This is a genomic window from Nocardioides luteus (assembly GCF_015752315.1).
GTDB lineage: Bacteria > Actinomycetota > Actinomycetes > Propionibacteriales > Nocardioidaceae > Nocardioides.
Genome location: NZ_JADOVJ010000001.1, coordinates 4,669,968 through 4,693,938, shown reverse-complemented (window position 1 = coordinate 4,693,938; position 23,971 = coordinate 4,669,968). Strand labels below are relative to the sequence as shown.

General features: G+C 70.2%; 23 protein-coding genes and 1 pseudogene. 23 read left to right on the top strand and 1 reads right to left on the bottom strand.

Going from position 1 to position 23,971, the window contains the following annotated elements:
* Nucleotides 1-118 precede the first annotated feature (118 nt).
* From HD557_RS22445 to HD557_RS22360, 18 genes are all read left to right on the top strand, one after another.
* Nucleotides 119-964 (top strand): ABC transporter ATP-binding protein, encoded by an 846-nt coding sequence (locus tag HD557_RS22445; protein ID WP_196875521.1) that lies wholly within the window; start codon nucleotides 119-121, stop codon nucleotides 962-964.
* A complete protein-coding gene (locus HD557_RS22440; RefSeq protein ID WP_196875520.1) occupies nucleotides 964-1,668 on the top strand; it encodes an ABC transporter ATP-binding protein in 705 nt (234 codons plus the stop codon). The genes HD557_RS22445 and HD557_RS22440 overlap by 1 nt, the downstream gene beginning before the upstream one ends.
* 13 nt (nucleotides 1,669-1,681) lie before the next feature.
* A complete protein-coding gene (locus tag HD557_RS22435) occupies nucleotides 1,682-2,560 on the top strand; it encodes a branched-chain amino acid ABC transporter permease (RefSeq protein WP_008362362.1) in 879 nt (292 codons plus the stop codon).
* Nucleotides 2,561-2,563: 3 nt separating this feature from the next.
* The gene (locus tag HD557_RS22430) at nucleotides 2,564-3,646 is read left to right on the top strand and encodes a branched-chain amino acid ABC transporter permease (RefSeq protein ID WP_196875519.1); all 1,083 of its coding nucleotides are present in this window, start codon (nucleotides 2,564-2,566) and stop codon (nucleotides 3,644-3,646) included.
* Nucleotides 3,643-4,971: an ABC transporter substrate-binding protein gene (locus HD557_RS22425; protein WP_008362360.1), complete on the top strand. Its 1,329-nt coding sequence runs from the start codon at nucleotides 3,643-3,645 to the stop codon at nucleotides 4,969-4,971. Before HD557_RS22430 ends, HD557_RS22425 begins: the two co-directional genes overlap by 4 nt.
* 105 nt (nucleotides 4,972-5,076) lie before the next feature.
* Complete coding sequence (locus HD557_RS22420) at nucleotides 5,077-5,856, top strand: SDR family oxidoreductase (RefSeq protein WP_008362359.1); 780 nt, start codon at nucleotides 5,077-5,079, stop codon at nucleotides 5,854-5,856.
* A gap of 9 nt (nucleotides 5,857-5,865) precedes the next feature.
* Nucleotides 5,866-6,636, top strand: coding sequence for a serine hydrolase (locus HD557_RS22415; RefSeq protein ID WP_196875518.1), 771 nt, complete (start codon nucleotides 5,866-5,868; stop codon nucleotides 6,634-6,636).
* Nucleotides 6,637-6,638: 2 nt separating this feature from the next.
* Complete coding sequence (locus HD557_RS29115; RefSeq protein WP_196875517.1) at nucleotides 6,639-7,718, top strand: dipeptide epimerase; 1,080 nt, start codon at nucleotides 6,639-6,641, stop codon at nucleotides 7,716-7,718.
* Nucleotides 7,715-8,293 carry a C40 family peptidase gene (locus HD557_RS22405; protein ID WP_196875516.1) on the top strand — a complete coding sequence of 193 codons (579 nt, stop codon included), beginning with the start codon at nucleotides 7,715-7,717 and terminating at the stop codon, nucleotides 8,291-8,293. The genes HD557_RS29115 and HD557_RS22405 overlap by 4 nt, the downstream gene beginning before the upstream one ends.
* Nucleotides 8,294-8,378: 85 nt before the next feature.
* Nucleotides 8,379-10,112, top strand: coding sequence for a glycerol-3-phosphate dehydrogenase/oxidase (locus HD557_RS22400; protein WP_196875515.1), 1,734 nt, complete (start codon nucleotides 8,379-8,381; stop codon nucleotides 10,110-10,112).
* A 78-nt stretch (nucleotides 10,113-10,190) separates the two neighbouring features.
* Nucleotides 10,191-10,790: a hypothetical protein gene (locus HD557_RS22395; RefSeq protein WP_196875514.1), complete on the top strand. Its 600-nt coding sequence runs from the start codon at nucleotides 10,191-10,193 to the stop codon at nucleotides 10,788-10,790.
* Between the two features lie 48 nt (nucleotides 10,791-10,838).
* Complete coding sequence (locus tag HD557_RS22390) at nucleotides 10,839-12,461, top strand: succinic semialdehyde dehydrogenase (protein ID WP_008362353.1); 1,623 nt, start codon at nucleotides 10,839-10,841, stop codon at nucleotides 12,459-12,461.
* Nucleotides 12,458-14,176: a GMC family oxidoreductase N-terminal domain-containing protein gene (locus tag HD557_RS22385; RefSeq protein ID WP_196875513.1), complete on the top strand. Its 1,719-nt coding sequence runs from the start codon at nucleotides 12,458-12,460 to the stop codon at nucleotides 14,174-14,176. Before HD557_RS22390 ends, HD557_RS22385 begins: the two co-directional genes overlap by 4 nt.
* A gap of 395 nt (nucleotides 14,177-14,571) precedes the next feature.
* Nucleotides 14,572-16,146: a glutamine-hydrolyzing GMP synthase gene (gene guaA / locus HD557_RS22380; RefSeq protein WP_196875512.1), complete on the top strand. Its 1,575-nt coding sequence runs from the start codon at nucleotides 14,572-14,574 to the stop codon at nucleotides 16,144-16,146.
* 36 nt (nucleotides 16,147-16,182) lie between these two features.
* A complete protein-coding gene (locus HD557_RS22375; RefSeq protein ID WP_196875511.1) occupies nucleotides 16,183-17,214 on the top strand; it encodes a hypothetical protein in 1,032 nt (343 codons plus the stop codon).
* A gap of 67 nt (nucleotides 17,215-17,281) precedes the next feature.
* A complete protein-coding gene (locus HD557_RS22370) occupies nucleotides 17,282-17,623 on the top strand; it encodes a DUF3140 domain-containing protein (RefSeq protein ID WP_196875510.1) in 342 nt (113 codons plus the stop codon).
* Nucleotides 17,620-18,252 (top strand): UdgX family uracil-DNA binding protein, encoded by a 633-nt coding sequence (locus HD557_RS22365; protein ID WP_196875509.1) that lies wholly within the window; start codon nucleotides 17,620-17,622, stop codon nucleotides 18,250-18,252. Before HD557_RS22370 ends, HD557_RS22365 begins: the two co-directional genes overlap by 4 nt.
* A 93-nt stretch (nucleotides 18,253-18,345) precedes the next feature.
* Complete coding sequence (locus HD557_RS22360) at nucleotides 18,346-18,717, top strand: DoxX family protein (protein ID WP_008362347.1); 372 nt, start codon at nucleotides 18,346-18,348, stop codon at nucleotides 18,715-18,717.
* Between the two features lie 33 nt (nucleotides 18,718-18,750).
* Here HD557_RS22360 and HD557_RS22355 read toward each other — a convergent pair whose 3' ends face one another.
* Nucleotides 18,751-19,389: a GntR family transcriptional regulator gene (locus tag HD557_RS22355; protein ID WP_196875508.1), complete on the bottom strand. Its 639-nt coding sequence runs from the start codon at nucleotides 19,387-19,389 to the stop codon at nucleotides 18,751-18,753.
* A 147-nt stretch (nucleotides 19,390-19,536) separates the two neighbouring features.
* Between HD557_RS22355 and HD557_RS22350 the strand changes: the two genes are divergently transcribed.
* The 5 genes and pseudogenes from HD557_RS22350 (at nucleotide 19,537) to HD557_RS29105 (ending at nucleotide 23,970) form a co-directional block, all read left to right on the top strand.
* A complete protein-coding gene (locus tag HD557_RS22350; protein ID WP_196875507.1) occupies nucleotides 19,537-20,793 on the top strand; it encodes an NRAMP family divalent metal transporter in 1,257 nt (418 codons plus the stop codon).
* Nucleotides 20,794-20,798: 5 nt separating this feature from the next.
* The gene (locus HD557_RS22345) at nucleotides 20,799-21,578 is read left to right on the top strand and encodes a LamB/YcsF family protein (RefSeq protein WP_307785688.1); all 780 of its coding nucleotides are present in this window, start codon (nucleotides 20,799-20,801) and stop codon (nucleotides 21,576-21,578) included.
* On the top strand, nucleotides 21,575-22,369 hold the full coding sequence (locus HD557_RS22340) for a putative hydro-lyase (RefSeq protein WP_196875506.1): 795 nt from the start codon (nucleotides 21,575-21,577) through the stop codon (nucleotides 22,367-22,369). The genes HD557_RS22345 and HD557_RS22340 overlap by 4 nt, the downstream gene beginning before the upstream one ends.
* A pseudogene (locus HD557_RS29110) lies at nucleotides 22,366-22,977 on the top strand (5-oxoprolinase subunit B family protein); the annotation flags it as partial. The gene HD557_RS22340 and the pseudogene HD557_RS29110, both read left to right, overlap by 4 nt.
* On the top strand, nucleotides 22,951-23,970 hold the full coding sequence (locus HD557_RS29105; RefSeq protein WP_196876515.1) for a 5-oxoprolinase subunit C family protein: 1,020 nt from the start codon (nucleotides 22,951-22,953) through the stop codon (nucleotides 23,968-23,970). The pseudogene HD557_RS29110 and the gene HD557_RS29105, both read left to right, overlap by 27 nt.
* The last annotated feature ends 1 nt before the right edge of the window (nucleotide 23,971 follow it).

The window sequence follows — 23,971 nt, the reverse complement described above, 5'->3', positions numbered from 1 at the left end:
GCCAGTAAACCAGGGAATCTCAGACAGAGTGCCCGAACGATTTTGGGCGCGTTGCCCATATCCCCTGTTGTGCGGAGAGTCCAAAGTGATAGCCGTCACAACGGGTGAAGGGAGCACGATGCAGAACCCTGGCGAAGCCACGCCGCTGTTCGCCGTCGAGGGCGTCTCGGTGAGATTCGGTGGCGTACGCGCCCTCGAGGACGTCTCCTTGGAGGTCGCGCCGCACGAGGTGCTCGGCGTCATCGGCCCCAACGGCGCCGGCAAGACCACCCTGTTCAACGTCGTGTGCGGCTTCGTGAGCCCCGCCGAGGGCGAGCTCCGCCTGCGCGGCGAGCCGATCCACGACCTCCGCCCGCACCAGCTGGCCGGCCACGGCATCGCCCGGACCCTGCAGGGGCTCGGGCTCTTCGAGCGGATGACGGTGCTCGACAACGTGATGGTCGGAGCCGACCGGCTCGCCCGCGCCGGGTTCGTGCGCGGCCTGCTCGGGCTCGGCCACCGCGACGACGCCCGCCTGGCCGCCAAGGCGCGGGAGGTGCTCGGCGAGCTCGGGATCGCGTCGTACGCCGCCCGCTACCCGGGCAGCCTGCCCTACCCGATCCGGAAGAAGGTCGCGCTCGCCCGCGCCCTGGTCGCCGAGCCGGAGCTGCTGCTCCTCGACGAGCCCGCCAGCGGACTGAGCGCCGAGGAGATGTCCGAGCTCGGCGAGATCATCACCGGACTGACCGAGCGCACCGCGGTGATGCTCGTCGAGCACCACATGGACCTGGTGATGTCGGTCTGCCACCGGATCACCGTGCTCGACTTCGGCCGCGTGATCGCGGCCGGCACACCCGACGAGATCCGCAACGACCCCGCCGTCCTCGCCGCGTACCTGGGTGACCAGGTCGAGCACGACGACCTGGACGCCGAGGTCCACGCCATGGTCTCGACAAGCTCGACCACCGATGGGGAGGAGGCCTGATGTTCGCCGTCGAGGATCTGAGCGCTGCGTACGGACCCGTCAAGGCGCTCAACGGCGTCACCTTCACCGCGTCGAGAGGGCAGGTCACCGCGGTCCTGGGTGCCAACGGCGCCGGGAAGACCACGCTCCTGCGCACCGTCTCCGGGCTGGTGAGGTCGACCAGGGGCAGCGTGAAGCTGGACGGGAAGGACATCACCCGCACGGCGACCGAGAAGCTGACCTCGTACGGCCTCTCCCACGTACCGGAGGGCCGCGGCGTCATCGCCGAGCTGACCGTCGTCGAGAACCTCCGCCTCGGCGGCCTGCACCGCGCGACGGGCTCGCAGCCGATGCCGATCGAGCGGGTCTTCGAGCTCTTCCCACGCCTGGGTGAGCGCCGCGAGGCCACCGCCCACATGCTCTCGGGCGGTGAGCGGCAGATGCTCGTCATCGGCCGCGCGCTGATGGCCCGACCGACCGTGCTCCTGCTCGACGAGCCCTCGTTGGGGCTCGCGCCCCGGGTCGTCGCCCAGATCTTCGACCTGCTCCGCGGCCTGGTGCAGACCGAGGAGCTCACGGTCGTGCTGGTCGAGCAGAACGCCCGCAGTGCCCTGTCCATCGCTGATCACGGCGTCGTGCTCAACCTCGGCAAGGTCGTCGCCTCGGCGCCGGCCGCCGAGCTGGCCGCCGACGAGCAGCTCCGCCACGCCTACCTCGGGTTCTAGGAGGCCAAGAACGATGCAACAGTTCCTCGACACCACCCTCGGCGGGCTGGTCCTGGGCGCGGTCTACGCCGCGTTCGCGCTGGCCCTGTGCCTGATCTGGCGCTCGACCCGGATCGTCAACTTCGCCCAGGCGGCGATGGCGATGGTGACCACCTACATCGCGCTGTCGCTGCTCAACGCCGACGTGCCCTACTGGCTGGCCTTCGTCGCCGCGCTGGCCGCGGGCTTCGGGCTCGGTGCCGTGATCGAGCGGGTGATCATCCGCCCGGTCGAGGGCAAGGCCGAGCTCAACGCGGTGATCCTCACCCTCGGGCTCTTCATGGTCCTCCACGGGCTCACCGCGATCACCTTCGGTGTCCAGCACCGCGGCTTTCCGGCCCCGGTCAGCACCAACGCGATCGCGGTCGGGGACACCTCGATCGGCATCACCCCCTTCGGCATCCTGACGATCGTCGTGGTCGCCGTCGTGATGGCCGGGCTCGTCGTGCTCTTCCGCTTCACCGACCTGGGGCTGCGGATGCGGGCGGCGGCGTTCAACGGCGAGGTCTCCCGCCTCCTGGGCGTACGCGTCGGCCGCATGCTCACCCTCGGCTGGGCGCTCGCGGCCGCCGTGGGTGCGGTGGCCGGGATGCTCATCGCCGGCGGCGACCTGGTGAACCCGGCGTTCATGGACCCGTTCGTGATCTACGGCTTCATCGCCGCCGTGCTGGGCGGCCTCGACTCGCCGCTCGGGTCGGTGATCGGCGGGCTGATCCTCGGGCTCTCGCTCTCATACGTGACCGGCTACGTCGGCGAGCATCTGGCGCCGCTGGTGGCGCTGGGGATCTTGATGGTGGTGCTGCTGGTGCGTCCCAGCGGCCTCTTCGCGGCAGCTGCGGCCAGGAGGGTCTGACCCATGGAACGTCTGCGCTCTCTCCTCCGTCCGGTGATGTCGGTGCCGCTGGCCCGTCACCTCGTCGTCGCCCTGGTCGCCCTCGTGGTGGCGATGGCGGTCATCGGCACCTCCAGCCAGTACCTGCAGACCCGCTACGCCGAGATGGCCTACTTCGCCATCGCCGCCGGCGGTCTCACACTGCTGACCGGCCTCTCCGGCCAGCTCTCCCTGGGCCACGGCGCGCTCATGGCCGTCGGGGCGTACGCCGCCACCCTCGTGCTCGAGCGCACCGGCGGCGAGACGCTGGCCGACGTCTTCGTCGCCCTGCTCGTCGCGATCGCCGTCTGTGCGGTGGTCGGCGTGGTGGTCGGGGTCCCGGCGGCGCGGCTGCACGGGCCCTACATCGCCGGCGCGACGCTGACCCTGGCCGTCGCGGTGCCCCGGCTGGCCAACCAGTGGAACGTCCTCGGCGGCGAGCAGGGTCTCCAGGTGCCGGTGCCGCGGGCGAGCGAGCTCCCCGCCTGGATCCAGGACTTGATCTGGTTCTTCACCGCCGTCGAGATCGACCAGTACTCCTTCCTCGCCTACCTCGGCTGGCTGCTCCTCGTGCTCACCTTCGTGGCGCTCGCCAACCTGAGCCGGTCCCGCGTGGGACGCCGCTGGCGGGCGGTGCGGGACGACGACGTCTCCGCCGAGCTGGCCGGCATCCACCTCGGCCGCGCCCGCGTGGTCGCCTTCACCGTCAGCGCCATGTGCGCCGGGCTCGCCGGCGGGCTGATGGCCATGAACGTACGTCTCACGGCGCCGGGCGCGTTCACGATCACGCTCTCCCTCACGTTGCTGGCCGCGGTCGTCCTGGGCGGGCTGGGCAGCCTGACCGGAGCGCTCATCGGGGCCGGCGTACTCGCCTTTCTTCCTCACTTCGCCACCGATCTCGGGGAGTCGGCCGGGCTCAGTGCGACCCAGGCCGCGGAGGTCACCCCGGTGGTCTACGGGCTGGTGCTGATGCTCGTCATCCTCCTCGCTCCGGCGGGGATCGTCGGCAGTCTGCGCACATTTCTGGCGCGCTCATCTCTCGGGTCAACCAAGGAGAAGACAACATGAGAAACACTGCACGCAGAGCCGTACAGGTCGTCTGTGTCCTCACCACTGCCTCGCTCCTCGCGGCCTGTGGTGCGGGGAAGGAGCGGCCCTCCGAGGACGGGACGGCGGTCGGCGTCACCGACACCACCATCAAGGTCGGCGCGCACTTCCCGCTGACCGGCCCCGCCGCGCCCGGCTACTCGGAGATCCCGTCGGGCCATCAGGCGTTCTATGAGTACGTCAACGACGCCGGCGGCGTCCACGGCCGCGAGATCGAGATGGTCGTCAAGGACGACGCCTACAACCCGACCAACACCAGCGCCGTCACCAACGACATGATCCTGCAGGACGAGATCTTCGCGATGGTCTCCGGCCTCGGCACCCCCACGCATCGCGCGGTCGTGCAGCGGCTCAACGACGACGGCATCCCCGACCTGTTCGTCTCCAGCGGCTCGCTGCAGTGGGGCGACGACCCGGCGACCTCGCCGATGACGTTCGGCTGGCAGCCGGACTACGAGATCGAGGGCAAGGTCATCGGCCAGTACGTCAAGGAGAACATGCCCGACGCCAAGGTCGGTCTCTTCCTGCAGGACGACGACTTCGGCGAGGACGGCGAGAAGGGCGCGCGGCAGTTCCTCGACTCCCAGATCGTCGACGTGCAGAAGTACACGCCGGGCGGGTCGACCGACTTCTCCCCGCAGATGTCCTCGTTCAAGTCCAAGGGCGTCAACCTGGTGATCGGCTTCAACACCCCCTCCTACACCGCGCTGAGCCAGATCGCCGCTCAGGGCGTCGGCTTCAAGTCGAAGTGGTTCTACTCGAACGTCGGCTCCGACCCGGCGCTCGTCGGTGGCCTCCTCGCCTCGATGACCAAGGGGAAGATCCCGGCCGAGCAGGGCGTGAAGCTGATGGACGGGATGATGACGACCGAGTACATCCCCGGCGTCGACGCTCCCGACGACGAGTGGGTCAAGCTCTGGCAGAAGGTCTGGGACTCCTACTCCAAGAAGGGCTCGGAGAAGCTGACCAACTACCGGATCTACGGCATGTCGCAGGCCTACACCTTCGTCCAGGCGCTGCAGGCCAACGGCGAGGACCTCACCCGCGAGTCGATCGTGGAGACGATCGAGAAGGAGGGCGCCTCCTTCGAGGGACCCGGGCTGGCGCCGTTCCGCTTCTCCGAGGACTCCCACATGGGCATCTCCGGGGTGAGCGTGGTCGAGATCAAGAACGGTGCCTCCGAGCCGCTCACGCCGGTCCTCGTCACCGACATCGGCGACGCCCCGATCGAGGAGGACGACAGTGCCGCCTCGGACGCTCCGCCCTCGTCCGGGCTGCCCGAATGAGATGGGCGGAGTAATCCGTACTGATCAGTAGGTAGTCACACGTTCACGGATCGACCTCGGTACAGTGGTCAGCCAACCCCAAATGCCACTGGAGGTGGTCGGTCCGTGAACGTACTCGCACCCGGGAGCGGGGTAGTGGTGACCGGAGCAGCCCGAGGGATCGGGAGAGCCCTGGCCACGCGGTTCGCCGCGGAGGGGTGTCGCGTCGTCGTGGCCGACATCGACGACGCCGAGCTCCGCTCGGTGGCCGACTCGATCGGTGCCCTCGCGGTCCCCGGCGACGCCGCCTCCGCCGCCGGCACCGCGGCGCTGGTGGACGCTGCCCGGGAGGAGCTCGGCAAGATCGACGCCTGGTACGGCAACGCGGGAGTCGAGCGCGGCCGCGGCCTCGAGGCCTCCGACCACGCCTGGTTGACCTCCTACGAGGTCAACGTCCTCGCCCACGTACGCGCAGCGCGGCTGCTGCTGCCGGATTGGGTCGCCCGCGGTGCCGGTCGGTTCGTGGTCACCTCCTCCTCCGCGGGTCTCCTCACGCTGCTCGGCTCCCCCTCCTACGCGGCCACCGAGCACGCCGAGATCGCCTTCGCCGAGTGGCTCGCCGCCACCTACCGGCACCAGGGCATCGTCGCTCAGGCGATCGTCGCCCGCAGCGTGAAGACCGCGATGCTCGAGCGCTCCTCCGGACTCCCGGGTTTCCGGACGGCCGAGGGCGCGCTCACCGCCGAGGAGGTCGCCGACGCCGTCTGGGATGCCGGGCAGAGCTCGCAGTTCTGGATCTCGCTCGAGCCCGACGTGGCCGAGGAGTACGCCACGCGTGCCGCGGACGTCGACAGCTGGCTCGACGAGGTGAACCGGATCCGGCAGGATCTCGACCGGACCGACTAGCCTCGACGCGTGGAACCTTTGGTCTCGACCTGGCTCAGTGGCCTCGACGGCATCCCGACGCAGGCCCAGAACGTCAACCAGCAGCACTACGCGGCGAGCCTGATGAAGGTGCCCGTCGCGATCGCGGCCTATCGGCTGCGAGATCGCGGGCTGCTGTCGCTGGACGAGCCGATCGCGGTGCATCCGGACTTCGATTCCGCGGTCACCGGGTCGCGCTTCGAGATGTCGCGGGAGGAGGACCAGGATCCCGTGACCTGGGAGGCGGTCGGCTCCCAGCTGCCGCTGGGTGATCTCGTACGCCGCTCCCTGACCGTGTCGGGCAACCTGGCCGTCAACCTGGTGCTCGAGCGGGTCGGGCTCGAGGAGGTCGCCGCGGTGCTCGCTGACGCGGGCATGACGCCGATGACGACGATCGCGCGGGGGATCGAGGACGCGCCCGCGCGCGAGGCCGGGCTGCAGAACCTGGTGACCGCCAACGACATGGGCAAGCTGCTCACCAAGCTCGCCTCCGGCCGGCTGCTCTCGCCCGAGTCGACCGCCGAGCTCGAGGGCATCCTGGTCGCTCAGGAGTACCGTGACGCGATCCCGCTCGGCGTGCCCGAGGACGCGGTGGTCGGCAACAAGACCGGCTGGGTCGACGGCGTACGCCACGACATGGCGATCATCCGGCCGGCTCAGGGCGAACCGCAGGTGATGGTCGTCCTCACGACCGGCCTGGACGACGACGAGTCGGAGTTCCGGATCAGCGAGGTCGCTCGCTATCTGTGGTCGACCCTGTGACGGTGCCTCGGGTCGTCGCGGTGCGCACCCGGCGTGTGCGGGTGCCGCTGCACACCCCGTTCGTGACCGCGCTGCGGCGTACGGAGTTCGCGGAGACGGTCGTGGTCACCGTCGAGGACTCCGACGGGCGCGTCGGGTGGGGTGAGGCACCGCAGGTCTGGCGGGTCACCGGCGACTCGCTCGCCGGCTCCGCCGCGGCGCTGGAGGGGCCGATCTCGGATGTCCTGGTCGGTGCTGCCGCGGACCTGTCGTCGGCGGGCCTGATCCAGGGTGCCGTCGTCGGGAACCGGTCGGCCAAGATGGCCGCCGACATCGCGCTGCACGACCTCGTCGCCCGGCGAGCCGGGGTGTCCATGGTCGAGCACCTGGCCGGTGAACCGGGTATTCCAACGAGCCTGCTCACCGACATGACCCTCTCCGTAGGCACCCCCGTCGACCTCGCAGAGGCCGCGGCAGCCCGAGCCCGAGACGGCTTCACGACGCTCAAGATCAAGGTCGGAACGGACGCGGCAGGCGACGCCGAGCGCGTGCTCGCGGTGCGCGAGGCGGCGCCGGGCTGCGTACTCCGTCTGGACGCCAACACCGGCTGGCGCGCGGACGAGGCGGTGGCGGTGCTGACGACCCTGGCCGACCAGGGCGTCGAGCTCGAGTTCGTCGAGCAGCCGGTGGCCCGGCGTGACCTGGAGGCGATGGCGTACGTCCGTCGGAACCAGCCCTACAAGATCCTCGCCGACGAGTCCGTCTTCGACCTCGAGGACCTCGTCGACGTGATCCGCGCGAACGCGGCGGACGCGGTCAACGTCAAGCTGGCCAAGTGTGGAGGGATCACGCCGGCGATCGAGCTGCTGGAGGTCGCGAAGCGCCACGGTCTCGGTCGGCTCGTCGGCTGCATGATGGAGTCCCATCTCGGCATCGGCGCGGCGGCAGCCCTGGTCGCCGCGACAGGCCTCCCCGGCGAGCAGGATCTCGACGCCGGCTGGTGGGCGAGGACGAGCCCGTATGACGGTGGCATCGCCTACGACGGCCCCCGCATCCTCTTCCCCCAGGCCGACGGCCTCGGCATCGAAGGAGTCCTCTCATGACGACCGTCAACCAGCCCACCTTCGTCGTGGCCGAGCCCACCGACGACGCCGAGCACGAGACCGAGGTGGTCCCCGGCGAGGAGGTCGTCGTCCTGAAGACGCAGGGGGAGTGGGCGTACGTCGTCGTCCCCTCGCACGCCTCCACGAAGGACGAGCGGGGCTATCCCGGGTGGCTGCCGACGGACGCTCTGACCAGCTCGGTCTCGATCCTGCTGAGCAAGGCGAGAAGCTACCTCGGCGTCCCCTACGTCTGGGGCGGCACCACCGAGGCCGGCATCGACTGCTCCGGCCTAGTCTTCCGGGCGGCCGAGGCCATCGGCGTACGTCTCCCGCGAGACGCCCGCGACCAGGCGGTCGCACTCGAGGCGATCGACCTCGACGACGTCACCGCCGGCGACCTCTACTTCTTCGCGCGCCCGGACGGGCGCGTCATGCATGTCGCCATCGCCACCGCGCCTCCGGAGCCCGACGGCACCCGCCCGATGATTCACGCCGACGGCGACAAGATGCTCGTGGTCGAGGAGCCGATGGCTCCGGAGCGGCTCGCCACCCTGGTCAGTGCCGCCCGTCTGTGACGTCTGCGTGACTTATCGGCCGGCGCCGGTGAATTTCTCGCGCGCCAGAAGTGACAATTCGGCGTGGTGGGTTAACTTCGAACGTATGACTCGTACTGGGGCACTGAGTCCACAGAGCCGCGATCTCGCGATCGGCACGATGGTCGGTGCGGCGGGGGAGACCGAGCTCGACGTACTCGTCGTCGGCGGAGGTGTGACCGGCGCCGGAGTGGCGCTGGACGCCGTCACCAGAGGCCTGAGCACGGGCCTGGTGGAGCAGCGCGACCTGGCCTCCGGAACGAGCTCGCGCAGCTCGAAGCTCGTCCACGGCGGGCTCCGCTACCTCGAGATGCTCGACTTCGAGCTGGTCCGCGAGGCGCTCCAGGAGCGCGGTCTGCTGCTCAACACCCTGGCCCCGCACCTGGTCCGGCCGGTGCCGTTCCTCTACCCCCTGACCAACCCGGTCTGGGAGCGCGCCTACATCGGCGCGGGCCTCGCGCTCTACGACGGGATGGCGAGCTTCGGCCCGCTCTCCGGGCTCGGCAACTCCGGCCTCCCGCGCCACCGCCACCTCACCCGCCGCGGAGTCGCCCGGATCGCCCCCGACTTCAACACCGACGCCATCACCGGCGCGATCCAGTACTACGACGCCCAGGTCGACGACGCCCGCCTGGTCATGACGATCGCGCGCACCGCCGCCTCCCACGGCGCCCACATCGCGACCCGGGTCCAGGTGACCGGGTTCCTGCGCGAGGGCGAGCGGGTCGTCGGCGTCCGAGCCCGCGACCTCGAGCACGACCAGGACCTGGTCATCCGCGCCAAGACCGTCGTCAACGCCGCCGGGGTGTGGACCGACGACATCCAGGCCATGGTCGGCGGCCGCGGTGCCCTGCACGTCAAGGCGTCCAAGGGCATCCACCTCGTCGTCCCGCGCGACCGGATCCGCTCCGAGTCGGGCTTCATCGTCCGCACCGAGAAGTCGGTCCTCTTCGTGATCCCGTGGGGCCGCCACTGGATCATCGGCACCACCGACACCCCCTGGACCTACGACCTCGCCCACCCGGCGGCGTCCAAGACCGACATCGAGTACGTCCTGGAGCACGTCAACGCGATCCTGCGCGAGCCGCTCGACCTCGAGGACGTCGAGGGCGTGTACGCCGGGCTCCGCCCGCTTCTCACCGGCGAGTCCGACCAGACCGCGGGTCTCAGCCGCGAGCACACCGTGGTCACGCCGCTGCCGGGCCTGGTGCTGATCGCCGGCGGCAAGCTGACGACCTACCGGGTGATGGCCAAGGACGCCGTCGACGCGGCGGCCCACTCGCTCGGCACCACTACCAACATGACCCTGCGCGACTCGATCACCGACAAGGTGCGGCTCGTCGGGGCCGAGGGCTTCGAGACCCGCTCCAACCAGCGCGTCCTGCTCGCTCGTCGGTCCGGCCTGCACGTCGCCCGCATCGATCACCTCCTCGGTCGTCACGGCGGTCTGATCGACGACGTCCTCGACCTCATCCAGCAGCGCCGCCCGCTCGCGCTGCCGCTCGAGGGCGCCGACGACTACCTCGCCGCCGAGGTCGTCTACGCCGTCACCCACGAGGGCGCCCGCCACCTCGACGACGTGCTCGAGCGCCGCACCAGGATCTCGATGGAGACCTTCGACCGCGGCGTACGCGCGGCGCCGGGGGTCGCCAAGATCATGGCCGACGAGCTCGACTGGGACGAGCAGCGCGCCAAGGAGGAGGTCGACCACTACCTCCGCCGTATCGAGGCCGAGCGCCGCTCCCAGCTCCAGGTCACCGACGAGGAGGCCGACCGCGCGCGGCACGAGGTCGAGGTCTGAGCCTACGGCCTGCGACGAAGGTTCACGGCGAGCGAATTACCGTGGCGGACGAAGCGGTTGACGTAGCACTCTGACGCCATGTTTCTGGTCGCAGATCCCCCCGAGCCGCTGGCCACCGATGACTTCGTGCTGGCGCCGCTCCGGCCCGAGCTGCTCGACCTGGACACCGAGGCCTACCTGGCCAGCCCGGACGTCATCCGCGACCACAGCTGTGGCCGGTGGCCGCTGGAGGGTTTCGGCACCGAGGACAACCTGCCGCTGGTGATCCGGCACTGGTCCGACCACCAGGCGAAGCGCGCCTTCACCTACCTCTTCCTCGACCCCGCGGGCACCTCCTCGCTCGGCTGTCTCTACGTGCAGCCCCTGTTCCCCTACCTGGAGGCGATGGGCGCCGACGCCCAGACCCTCCTCCGGTACGCAGGTGGCTCCACCGCCCGGGTCAGCTACTGGCTCCGCCAGGACCGCGATCCCGGGCTCGGCGCCTCGGTCGCCGAGCGGCTCGATGAGTGGCTGCGTACGAAATGGCCGTTGGACGCCTATCTCTACCGGGCAACCCCCGCGGAGCAATGCACCGTGCACGCGCTCGATCGGCTGCCCCTGGACCGCGTCGTGATCGACCTTCCGGCCGAGCAGCACGACTACCTGTGGTGGTCCGCGGACGTTCGTATCGTGAGTTAGTGGGACGACTGTCTGGCTTCCGAGACGCCCGTCACATACTCTCGGTACATGAGCGCATCGAACCCGACTTCTTCCGGCGGCCCGATCGTCGAGGGCCCGCTCGATCCCGAGCACGACGCCACGGCGTCCCTGGCCCTCGAGCCTGACTACGTCTCCCGCCTGACCGGCCGCATCGTGGCGACGACGGGGGAGAGCCGAGAGGTCATCAGTCCGCTCAACGGGGCGCCGTTGGCGCACATCCCGCAGTCGAGCGACGACGACGTCGCCGGGGCGTTCGCCAAGGCCCGGGTGGCGCAGGAGAAGTGGGCCGCGACCCCGGTCGCCGAGCGCGAGCGGATCCTGATCAAGCTGCACGACCTCGTCCTCGACCGCCAGGACGAGATCCTCGACCTGATCGTGCTGGAGTCGGGCAAGGCCCGCAAGCACGCCTTCGACGAGCCGCTGCACATCGCGCTGACCGCCCGCTACTACGGCCGCCGGAGCAGCAAGATCCTCGACACCGAGCGCAAGCTCGGCGTCATCCCGATGCTGACCCGGGTCGAGCTCAACCACGTCCCCAAGGGCGTCGTCGGCATCATCAGCCCGTGGAACTACCCGTTCACGATGGCGCTGTGCGACGGCCTGGCCGCGATCGCCGCGGGCAACGCGGTGGTCATCAAGCCCGACTCGCAGACCATGCTCAGCGCCCTCCTCGGTGCCGAGCTGCTGGAGGAGGCGGGACTTCCGGAGAACCTGTGGACCGTGGTCGCCGGACCGGGCTCGAAGGTCGGCACCAGCATCATCCAGCGCGCCGACTACGTCTGCTTCACCGGCTCGACCAACACCGGCAAGATCGTCGCCAAGCAGGCCGCGGAGCGCCTGATCGGCGCCAGCCTCGAGCTCGGCGGCAAGAACCCGATGCTGATCCTGAAGGACGCCGACATCGAGAAGGCTGCCGAGGGTGCGACCCGCGCGGTCTTCTCCAACTCCGGCCAGCTGTGCGTGAGCGTCGAGCGGCTCTTCGTCGACGACCAGGTCTACGACCGGTTCGTGGAGCGCTTCGTCGCCCGCACCCAGGCGATGACTCTCGGGGCCACTCTCGGGTGGGAGAACGACATGGGCACCCTGATCTCGCAGGCCCAGGTCGACACCGCGACCGCCCACGTCGAGGACGCCGTATCCAAGGGCGCGCGCGTGCTCGCGGGCGGCAAGGCCCGCCCCGACCTGGCGCCGTTCTTCTTCGAGCCGACCATCCTCGAGGGCGTCACCCCGGAGATGACCTGCTTCGGCAACGAGACCTTCGGCCCGGTCGTCTCGATCTACCGCTTCCACAGCGAGGAGGAGGCGATCGAGCGTGCGAACGACGGCGAGTACGGTCTGAACGGCTCGATCTACAGCCGCGACACCGCCCGCGCCCGTCGTATCGCTCGCCAGATCAAGTGCGGCACGATCAACATCAACGAGGCCTTCGGCGCCACCTTCGCGAGCATCGACGCCCCGATGGGCGGTATGCGCGAGTCCGGCCAGGGTCGTCGCCAGGGTGTCGAGGGCATCCTGCGCTACACCGAGACCCAGTCGGTCGCCTCCCAGGCCGTCCTGCGCTTCGCCCCGCAGTTCGGGATGAGCGACCAGGCGTACGCCAAGTTCATGACCGCCTCGCTGCGGGTGCTGAAGTCGCTGGGCCGGGCATGAGCGGGAGTCACTACGACGTTCTCGTCATCGGATCGGGGTTCGGCGGGTCGGTCAGTGCGCTGCGCCTGACCGAGAAGGGCTACAAGGTCGGGGTGATCGAGGCGGGTCGCCGGTTCGCCGACGACGAGCTGCCCGCCACCTCCTTCGACCTGCGCAAGTACCTCTGGGCGCCGGCGATCGGCTGCTACGGCATCCAGCGCATCGACATGGTCAAGGACGCCGTGATCATGGCCGGTGCCGGGGTCGGCGGCGGGTCGCTGGTCTATGCCAACACGCTCTACGAGCCGCTCGACCCGTTCTACGAGGACCCTTCCTGGAGCCACATCACCGACTGGAAGGACGAGCTCGCCCCCTACTACGAGCAGGCCAAGCGGATGCTCGGCGTCACCCTCTACCCGCACCTGACCCCCGCCGACGAGGTCATGCAGAAGGTCGCGGCCGAGGCCGGACGCGGTGACACCTTCCACAAGGCGCCGGTCGGCGTCTTCTTCGGAGGCCCTGGCCACGTGGAAGGGCAGGAGGTCGCGGACCCCTACTTCGGAGGGGAGGGCCCCGACCGGCGCACGTGCACGAACTGCGGCGAGTGCATGACCGGCTGTCGCCACAACGCGAAGAACACCCTGGTCAAGAACTACCTCTACCTGGCCGAGAAGAACGGCGCCGAGGTGCACCCGCTGACCACGGTGACCCGCGTCTACCCCGCCAAGACCGGAACCGGGTACGTCGTCGAGACCCGCTCCACGAAGGCCAAGCTGGGGCTGGGCCGGACGAAGCGGTTCACCGCCGACCAGGTGATCTTCTCGGCGGCCTCGCTCGGCACCCAGAAGCTGCTCCACAAGCTCAAGCGCACCGGCGACCTGCCCCAGATCTCCGATCGTCTCGGCGAGCTGACCCGCACCAACTCGGAGTCGATCCTCGGCGCGATCGCGCCGGACAGGGCCATCGACTACACCGAGGGCGTGGCGATCACCTCCTCGTGGCACCCCGACGAGCACACCCACATCGAGCCGGTCCGCTACGGCCACGGCAGCAACGCGATCGCGGCGATGCAGACGGTGCTCACCGAGGGTGGTCCCCGGCGGTTGCAGCGCTGGCTCAAGGAGATGTGGCTGCAGCGGCGGTCGCTGCGTACGTTCTACGACTTCAAGCACTGGTCCGAGCGCACCGTCATCGCGCTGGTCATGCAGGCGCTCGACAACTCGATCACGACCTTCCCGAAGCGGACGATCTTCGGGTGGCGGATGTCGTCGAAGCAGGGTCACGGCAAGCCCAACCCGACCTGGATCCCCGCAGGCCTCGACGCCGTGCGGAAGATGGCCGGGGTGATGAGCTCGGGGGAGAAGCCGGGGTATGCGGGCGGCACGATCGGCGAGCCGTTCAACAAGCCGATGACCGCCCACTTCATCGGTGGCTGCACGATCGGCGACTCGGTGGAGACCGGTGTCATCGACCCCTACCAGCGTCTCTACGGCTACCAGGGCCTGCACGTCGTCGACGGCTCCGCGATCTCCGCCAACCTGGGCGTGAACCCGTCGCTGACGATCACCGCGCAGGCCGAGCGGGCGATGGCGTTCTGGCCCAACAAGGACCAGGCCGACCCGCGTCCGGAGCTGGGCGCCGCGTACGCGCGGATCCAGCCGGTCCGGCCGGCCGCCCCCGCGGTGCCGGCCACGGCGCCGGCTGCGCTGCAGCTGCCCATCGTTGACGTTCGGTGACCGGACTGTTGCCGTAATGACACCGACTGTGCACGAAGTTTCTGGCAGGAAGTTTTTAGTTGACCCGTAACCGTGGTTAAGAGGGGTCGTTGGAGTGATCAGACCCGGGATTGCTCCCTCCCTAATACATGCCGGGTCTTTTTAGTCCGGGACAGTGATGCCTCGGGCAATCAGGGCCCGGCCACCTCCCTCCCCGGCCGGGCCCTGGTGCATTTTCAAGCGAGCCGTCAGGTCGCGACGGAGGAGCGAGCTGGCTAGCGAGACGAGGTCGAGCAGCGGCGCGGCTGAGCCTGCGAAGCCGCGACCCGCGTGTCGAGACCTGAGTCGCGGGAGGCAGGTCGGGCCTGAGCAAGGCTGATTCGGCTCGTGGCGCGACCCGTCGTTAGGATTCGTGCATGACGCAGGCTCCTGGGGCGGAAGAGCACGATCTGGTTCTCGTGGTGGACTTCGGCGCGCAGTATGCGCAGCTGATCGCCCGCCGCGTCCGTGAGGCGAAGGTCTACTCCGAGATCGTGCCGCACTCGATGCCGGTCGAGGAGATGCTCGCCAAGAACCCGAAGGCGATCATCCTCTCCGGCGGCCCGTCGAGCGTGTACGCCGAGGGTGCCCCCGCCATCGACAACAGCCTGTTCACCGCGGGCACCCCGGTCTTCGGGATGTGCTACGGGTTCCAGCTGATGGCTCAGGGCCTGGGCGGGACCGTCGACGACAACGGCGCGCGGGAGTACGGCCGGACGCCGGTCACCATCGGCGTCCCCGGCACCCTGCTCCGGGACATGCCGCCGGCCCACAACGTGTGGATGTCGCACGGCGACTCGGTCTCCGAGGCGCCCGAGGGCTTCACCGTGCTCGCGAGCACCGCGGACACCCCGGTCGCCGCCTTCGAGAACGTCGACAAGCAGCTGGCGGGCGTGCAGTGGCACCCGGAGGTGCTCCACTCCGAGCACGGCCAGCAGGTGCTCGAGCACTTCCTGTGGGACATCGCCGGCGCGCGCCAGACCTGGACCATCGGCAACATCGCCGAGGACCAGATCGAGCGCGTCCGCGAGCAGATCGGCAACCACCGCGCGATCTGCGCGCTCTCCGGCGGCGTCGACTCGGCGGTCGCGGCCGCCATCGTCGCCAAGGCGATCGGCGACCGGCTGACCTGTGTCTACGTCGACCACGGCCTGATGCGGAAGAACGAGTCGGTCGCGATCGAGAAGGCGTTTCGGGAGTCGACCGGCGCCGAGCTGAAGATCGTCGACGCCGAGAAGGAGTTCCTCGACGCGCTCGCCGGGGTCACCGACCCGGAGGAGAAGCGCAAGATCATCGGGCGCGAGTTCATCCGCTGCTTCGAGCGCGCCGAGGTCGAGATCCTCGGTGACTCCGACGAGAAGGTCGCCTTCCTCGTCCAGGGCACCCTCTACCCCGACGTCGTCGAGTCCGGTGGCGGTGCCGGCACCTCCAACATCAAGTCCCACCACAACGTCGGCGGCCTCCCCGAGGACCTCGAGTTCGAGCTGGTCGAGCCGCTGCGTGAGCTCTTCAAGGACGAGGTGCGTGCCGTCGGCTCCCAGCTCGGCCTGCCCGACGAGATCGTCCAGCGCCAGCCGTTCCCCGGCCCCGGCCTGGGCATCCGCATCATCGGCGAGGTCACCAAGGAGCGGCTCGACATCCTGCGTGAGGCCGACGCGATCGCCCGCGAGGAGATGACCCGCGCCGGCCTCGACCGCGACATCTGGCAGATGCCGGTCGTGCTGCTCGCCGACGTCCGCTCCGTCGGCGTCCAGGGCGACGGCCGCACCTACGGCCACCCCGTCGTGCTCCGCCCGGTCACCTCCGAGGACGCGATGACCGCCGACTGGGCCCGGCTGCCCTACGACGTCATGGAGCGCATCTCCACCCGGATCACCAACGAGGTGAGCGAGATCAACCGGGTCACCGTCGACATCACCTCGAAGCCGCCGGGCACCATCGAGTGGGAATGAGTCGTCGAGCGGTCCCGGCCGTGGACAATGTCGTCCATGACTGAGCCGGACCTCGCTCGACGACTCCTCGACGCCCATGTCGCCCACGAGATGGCGGCGATCCGCGGCGTACGCTTCCTCGATCTCGTCACCGGCGAGATCGACTTCGCGCTGCGCGCTGCCAGCGACCTGACGCTCGACCAGGTGATGCCGCGCGACCTGATCAAGGAGGTCGCGCTGAAGTACGTCAGCACCTTCCGGCTCCCGGGTGCGATCCCGGAGGTCGCCGGGGCGATCGCGACGAGACTGAGGGCGCACCCCGCCAACGACACCCTGCTGGGCGAGGTGGTCAGCCGGCCGCGGATCGCGGAGCTGGTCGAGGCCCTCGTCGAGATGCGTACGCTGCGCCAGCAGGTCCTGCGCAGCCTGGCCGAGAACTCCGGGATCCAGGCTGGCGTCGGCACCTTGGTGCGCGGCACGGCCCGGGGTGCCGTCGACACCGGCCGCCGACTCGCCGACAACCTGCCGGGAGGTGCCTTCGGCTTCTCGATCGCCGAACGCGTCGCCGGCCGGATGGCGGACACGGTCAAGGGCACCCCGGTCGGTGCGGCCGTCGACCAGAGCGCCCGCGAGCTCGCCGAGCGGGGAGCCGGGGCGCTGCTCGGCTACCTCTCCGACACCGCGGCCAGCTCGGTCACCGACGAGGAGGTGCACGACGCGCTGCTGGAGGTCTGGGACGCGCTCGCCACCCGCCCGGTGCGCGAGATCGCCGACCTGGTCGACGACGAGCAGCTGGTCGCGCTCTTCGTCGGGGGCTATCAGGTCTGGCTCGACGTCCGGGACTCGGAGTATCTGCAGGCCCTGGTGGACACGGGGGTCGACTTCTTCTTCGACACCTACGGGAGCTTCACCCTCGACCGGCTCCTGGAGGAGTGGGGCCTGGGTCGCGACGACCTGATCGAGGAGGCTCTCCGCTTCGGGCCGCCGGTGATCGAGGCGCTCGCCGAGGCCGGCGTCCTCGAGCAGCTGATCCGTCGCCGGCTGTCGAGCTTCTACGACTCTCCGGAGGCCCAGGCTCTCCTGGGGTGACGCCCCGTGTGTTCGGCCGCTGCGCTGGGTACCGGATCGGAGCAGTCGATCAGGTAGGAGGCACGACATGGCCGAGACGATCGTCGACGACAGGCTCTGGGAGAACTTCCACCGCGCGGTGAACATGACCTCGCGCGACCTGCGGCAGTGGCTCGCCGTGCAGGGCGCAGGAGAGACGACCGAGACCGAACCGGACCGGGCCGGCAGCGAGCTCGGTCACCGGGTGGCCGACATCCTCGGCAAGCGTCGGGCCGATGTGACTCCGGACGACGTGGAGGTGATGCGGCGCGTCGTCGACAAGGTCACCGACCTACGCGGCGGGGACACCGGCCAGTGGGAGCCGACCGCGGGCGATGAGCACTGGCGCCACCGGCTGATGAACGTCGGACACGACCCGCTGGTCCCGTGAGCGCCGCGGAGTGGGTGCCGGAGTCACCGACGCTGGCCGAGCTGCGCAGCGCCGTCCAGGACTGCCGTGGCTGCGAGCTCTATCGTGACGCCACCCAGGGCGTGATGGGCGAAGGCCCCACGCCCGCCCCGTTGATGCTGCTCGGAGAGCAGCCCGGCGACCGGGAGGACCGCGAGGGCGAGCCCTTCGTCGGCCCCGCCGGCGGCATCCTCCACGAGGCGCTCGCGGACGCGGGGATCGATCCGGAGGCGACGTACACGACGAACGTGGTCAAGCACTTCCGCCACCGCCTCTCGGGCAAGCGCCGCATCCACCAGTCGCCCACCAGCAAGCAGGTCGGGGCCTGTGCGCCGTGGCTGGCCGCGGAGCTGGACCTGGTACGTCCCACCGGCGTCGTCCTGCTCGGCGGCACCGCCGGCAAGGCACTGTTCGGCTCGTCCTTCCGCGTCGGCGAGGCCCGCGGTCACCTCCTCGACTGGCCCGAGGAGATCACCACGGCGACCCTCGACCCCTGGGTCCTCGCGACGACCCACCCCTCGGCCGTGCTCCGGGCGGAGGACGAGCGGCAGGCGACGTACGACGGTCTGGTCGCCGATCTGAAGGTCGCCGCAGCAGCCCTGAAGAAATGACCGTAGAGAAATCGCGAGAGGCGATGTCGAGATCGCCGGTGCACGCTCGACGGATGGGTAAGAGCATCACCACCCACCTCCGAGGAGATCGAGATGAGCACCAACGCACAACGAGCCGGCTGGGTCATCACCGTCCTGGTCACCCTGTTCCTCGGCTTCGACATCGTGACGCACCTGCTGCGGGTCGAGCCGGTCATGGACTTCAACGACAAGATCGGCGCGCCGGGCTGGTTCCCGGTGGTCTGCGGCGTCGTCCTGGGCCTGTCGCTGGTCGCGTACCACGTGCCGGCCACCCGGGCCATGGGGACGGTCCTGATCACCGCCTACCTCGGCGGCGCGGTCACCGTGAACCTGGTCTTCGGGCAGCCCGCCTTCAACACCGTCTTCGCCATCGCCACCGCCGTCCTCGTCTGGGCCGGTGCCTGGCCCCGCGACGAGCGGCTGCGCGGCCTGGTCACCGCCTGAGATAGACGGACTACCCCTCAACCACGAGGTGTCCTAACGGCGCAGGCGGGTGAAGGCACCCAGGACGGTGCGCTCGGACAGCACGAGGTAGTCCTGCAGCTCGGCCGCGGCCGCGGGCCCGCCCTGCTCGAGGAAGGTCTCGAGCAGGGCGCGGTTGCGGGTGACGAAGGGGGCGTGCAGGGCCTCGGGATTGTCGATCTCGAGGAACGCGAGCCGGAGCTCGGCGGCGATGTCACGGAAGAGCCGCTCCAGGCGCGGGCTGTCAGCGAGGGCGACGATGGCGTCGTGGAACGCCATGTTGGCGGTGCCGACGGTGCGCCAGTCGCGTGCTTCGAGGCTGGTCTCGCCCAGTTCCACGGCCTCGCGCATCGCGGTCACCGCGGGGTGCAGCGGGGAGCCCGCGGCCAGTGCAGCGGGCTCGACGTAGCGGCGCGCGCGGTAGATGTCGACGACGTCCGCCACGCCGGGTGAGGCGACCGAGACCCCGCGGTGAGGCACGTGCTCGATGAGGCCCTGCTCCGCAAGCACGCGGAACGCCTCACGGAGCGTGTTGCGCGAGACGCCGAGCTTCTCGGCGAGGGAGATCTCCGACAGCCGGGTGCCGGGCGCGAACTCGCCGTCGATGATCCGCCGGCGCAGGGCGTTCGTCAGGGTGTCCTCGACATCGGGCATGACCGCATCCTAGGGGAATCGCATCCGCGGACAATCGCAACATGAATTTAACGGACCCGGCTATCATTGTTGAACAATCAGTGCCATCCTGTACTACACAAAGAATGTGGTCCCGACCACACAGCCCGTTGATGGCAGGAGTCCCCCATGACTGACACGACCAGCGCCGAGCGTGCGAAGAGCTTCGCCCGCTCTCGCCGAGGACCGATCCTCGGCGCCATCTTCCTGATGGCCACCTCGGCCATCGGCCCCGGCTTCATCACCCAGACCGCGACCTTCACCGCCCAGCTCGGTGCGGCGTTCGCGTTCGCGATCCTGGCCTCGATCCTGATCGACTTCGCGCTGCAGATGAACGTGTGGCGGATGATCACCGTCGCCGGTAAGCGGGCCGGAGACCTGGCCAACGAGGCCGTGCCGTTCTCCGGGCACGTGCTCGCGACGCTGATCGTGATCGGCGGCCTGGCCTTCAACATCGGCAACATCGCGGGTGCCGGCCTGGGTCTCAACGCCCTGCTGGGCATCGACCCGAAGGTGGGCGGCCTGCTCTCGGCGCTGCTCGCGATCGGCATCTTCATGTACAAGCGGGCCGGCCGCGTCGTCGACATGGTGGTGCTCGCGCTCGGCCTGCTGATGATCGGGCTGACCCTGTTCGTCGCGATCGCGTCCCAGCCTCCTGTCGGCGACGCGCTGCGGCAGACCTTCGTGCCCGACACCCTCAACTTCGCGACCATCACCACGATCGTGGGCGGCACCGTCGGCGGCTACATCACCTACGCCGGCGCCCACCGCTACCTCGACTCCGGCCTCACCGGCCCCGAGCACGTGCCGGCCGTGCACCGGGCCTCGATGAGCGGCATCCTCGTCACCGGGATCATGCGCTACGTACTCTTCCTGGCGATCCTCGGTGTCGTGGCCTCGGGCGTCACCCTCGACTTCTCGAGCCAGGCGGCCAACCCGGCGGGTCAGGCCTTCGGAGCCGTGCTCGGCGACGCGGGCATCCGCATCTTCGGTGCGATCTTCTGGGCCGCGGCGATCACCTCGGTCATCGGTGCTGCCTACACCTCGGCCACGTTCATCTCGACGTTCTCGAAGAAGCTGGGGACCGGGTGGCGACTGCAGGTCGCGACGGTCGCCTTCATCGTGGTCTCCCTCGTCCTCTACCTGCTGATCGGTGCGGCGCCCGCGGCTATCCTGGTCTTCGTCGGCGGCTTCAACGGTCTGATCCTCCCGATCGGCATGACGATCTTCATGTACGTCGGCTGGTTCCGTCAGCGCGACGTCCTGCACGGCTACCGCTACCCGGTGTGGCTGCTGGCCCTGGGGACGCTCGCGACCCTGCTCAGCTGGTACATGGGCATCGTCTCGATCGGCCCGATCTTCGCCTTCATCGGCATTGGAGCGTGAGCACCGTGAACACCAAGGCAACCATCGACCTGAACTCCGACCTCGGCGAGAACTCGCCCGACCGGGTGGTCGCCGACGACGCGGCCATGCTGGGGATCGTCTCGAGCGCCAACGTCGCCTGCGGCTTCCACGCGGGCACCCCCGAAGGGATCCGTACGACGCTCGCCGACGCCGTCGCCAACGGCGTCACGATCGGCGCGCACCCGGGATACCGCGACTACGAGAACTTCGGGCGTCGGGCCATGGACATCGAGTCCGCGACGCTGCAGGCGCACGTCGAGTACCAGCTCGGCGCGCTGATCAGCCTGACCACGGCGGTCGGCGGCGCGGTCCGCTACGTGAAGCCGCACGGCGCGCTCTACAACACGATCGCCCGCGACGAGCGCCAGGCACGGAGCGTGGTGGCTGCGGTCAAGGCGATCGACCCGGCTCTCGTGCTGCTCGGGCTCGCCGGCGGCGTCGTCCTCGACGTGGCCGAGAAGGCCGGGCTCGCGACGGCCGCCGAGGCCTTCGCCGACCGCGCCTACACGCCCGGCGGCGAGCTGGTCTCGCGCGCCGAGCCGGGTGCGGTCCTGCACGACGCCGAGGCGGTCGCCGCCCGCATGCTGCGGCTCGCCCGCGAAGGTGTCGTGGAGGCGATCGACGGCACCGACGTGGCCGTACGCGCCGACTCGATCTGCGTGCACGGTGACAGCGACGGCGCCATCCGGATGGCCGCAGCCATCCGGGAGCTGTTCGAGGCCGAGGGCATGGTCATCGCGCCCTTCGCCGGAGCGTCTGCATGACCGCCAGCGCCACCCAGCTGAAGGAGGCCCGCGCGGCGCGCGCCTCCTACCGGGCGGGCGAGGTCGCCCCGACGAGCGGCGTCGCCCACGGCCTGGTGCAGGCGAACCTCATCTCCGTGCCGGCCGACTGGGCCTTCGAGGTGCTGCTCTTCGCGCAGCGCAATCCGAAGCCCTGCCCGGTGCTCGAGGTCCTCGACCCGGGGGCCTACGAGTCGTCCCTGGCGCCCGGCTCCGACCTGCGCACCGACATCCCGGCGTACCGGATCTGGCGTGAGGGCGAGCTGACCGAGGAGGTCACCGACGCCGGCGCGGCGTGGGAGGAGCACCCCGACCTGGTCTCGTTCCTGATCGGCTGCAGCTTCACCTTCGAGGCGGGCCTGGCCGATGCCGGGATCCCGATCCGTCACCAGGAGCTCGGCCGCAACGTGCCGATGTACCGCACCTCGCGCGCGTGCGCACCGGCCGGGCGCCTGAGCGGTGACATGGTGGTCTCGATGCGCCCGATCCCCGCCGACCGGGTCGCGGACGCCGTACGCATCTCCGGGCGCTACCCGGCGGTGCACGGTGCGCCCGTGCATGTCGGTGACCCGGCCTCGCTCGGCATCGCCGACCTGGCCGCTCCCGAGTTCGGCGACCCGCCCGAGGTGCGGGACGGCGAGGTGCCGGTCTTCTGGGCCTGCGGGGTCACGCCACAGGCGGCGATTATGGCCTCGCGCCCGCCGTTCGCGCTCACCCACGCGCCCGGCCACATGTTCATCACCGACGTACGGGATGCGGAGTATCTGGCGTGAGGCGCGTTCTCATCGCATCGGACCAGGCGCTGCTGGTCGAGGAGGAGGACCTCGAGGGCGCGATGCGGCTGCACGCCGCCCTCGTGGCCGCACCTCCGACCGGCGTCGTCGAGCTGGTGCCCGCGGCCCGGACGGTCCTCGTCCGGTTCGACCCCACGCTGGTCGACGAGGCGACGCTCGCCAAGGAGCTGTCCCACGTCGAGGCCGTCCACGGCGGCCTTCCGACCGCGGGCTCGGTGACGATCGGCGTGCGCTACGACGGGCAGGATCTCGACGAGGTCGCCGAGCTGCTCGGGGTCAGTGCCGAGGAGGTCGTCGCGCGCCACACGGCCGCGACGTGGCGGGTGGCCTTCACCGGCTACGCCCCGGGCTTCGGCTATCTCGTCGGCGACGACCCGCTCTTCGACGTACCGCGCCGCTCCTCGCCGCGCACCCGGATCCCGGCCGGTTCGGTCGGGCTCGCGGGGACGTTCTCCGGCGTCTACCCGCGGGAGAGCCCGGGCGGCTGGCAGCTGATCGGGCGTACGGACGCGCCGATGTGGGACCTCCACCGGGACCCGCCCGCGCTGCTCGCGCCCGGGATGACCGTGCGGTTCGAGCAGGTCGAGCGTGAGTCCGTCTCGGTCGCCGCGCCGGCCGCGCCCGCCGACGCTGCGGCCCACCCTTTCGCCGTCGAGGTCGTACGCCCCGGCCTCCAGCTGGTGATCGAGGACCTCGGCCGCCCCGGCCATGCCGCGCTCGGCGTCTCGGCGTCGGGGACCGCCGACCGCCGTGCCCTCCGAGCCGCGAACCGAGCCGTCGGGAACGCTCCGGCAGCGGCTGGTTTCGAGCTCGCCGGTGGCGGCGCGGTCCTGCGCTTCACCGGACCCGCGGTCGTCGCGGTGGCCGGCGCGGCCGCCGAGACGACGATCGTACGCAGCGACGGCCCCCCGCTGCCGGTCGAGCACGGCGCCGCCACCGCGCTCGAGGACGGCGAGGAGCTGCGTCTCGGCGCGGTGACCGCCGGCCTGCGTGCCGTGATCGCCGTACGAGGTGGCTTGGATCTTCCGCCCGCGCTCGGCAGTCTCTCCAGCGACACCCTCGCCGGCCTCGGTCCCGGCGACCTCGGCGGGCGCCCCCTGCGGGCGGGCGACGTCGTCCCGCTGCGAGGTCCCGCGGCAGCGCCGTACGCGGTGGAACCCGGTGCCGCTCCCGGTGACCAGCTGCCCGCACCCGATGAGACCGTCGTGCTGCGGATCGTGCTCGGCCCGCGCGAGGACTGGTTCACCCAGGCCGGCGTACGCACCCTCGTCGAGCAGGAGTGGAACGTCACGCCACGCTCCGACCGCGTCGGCGTACGTCTCGAAGGAGCCGTCCCGCTCGAGCGCGCCGTGTCCGGCGAGCTGCCGAGCGAGGGGGCGGTGACCGGCGCGATCCAGGTGCCGCCCGACGGGCAGCCCGTGCTGTTCCTTCCGGACCACCCGCTCACCGGCGGCTATCCGATCATCGGCGCGGTCATCGACCGCGACCTGGACCTGGCCGGGCAGCTGCCGCCCGGGGTCCGCATCCGCTTCCGACCCGTCGCGCCAGAGGCGCCGGCGGCCGAGATCCGAGGAGACTGAC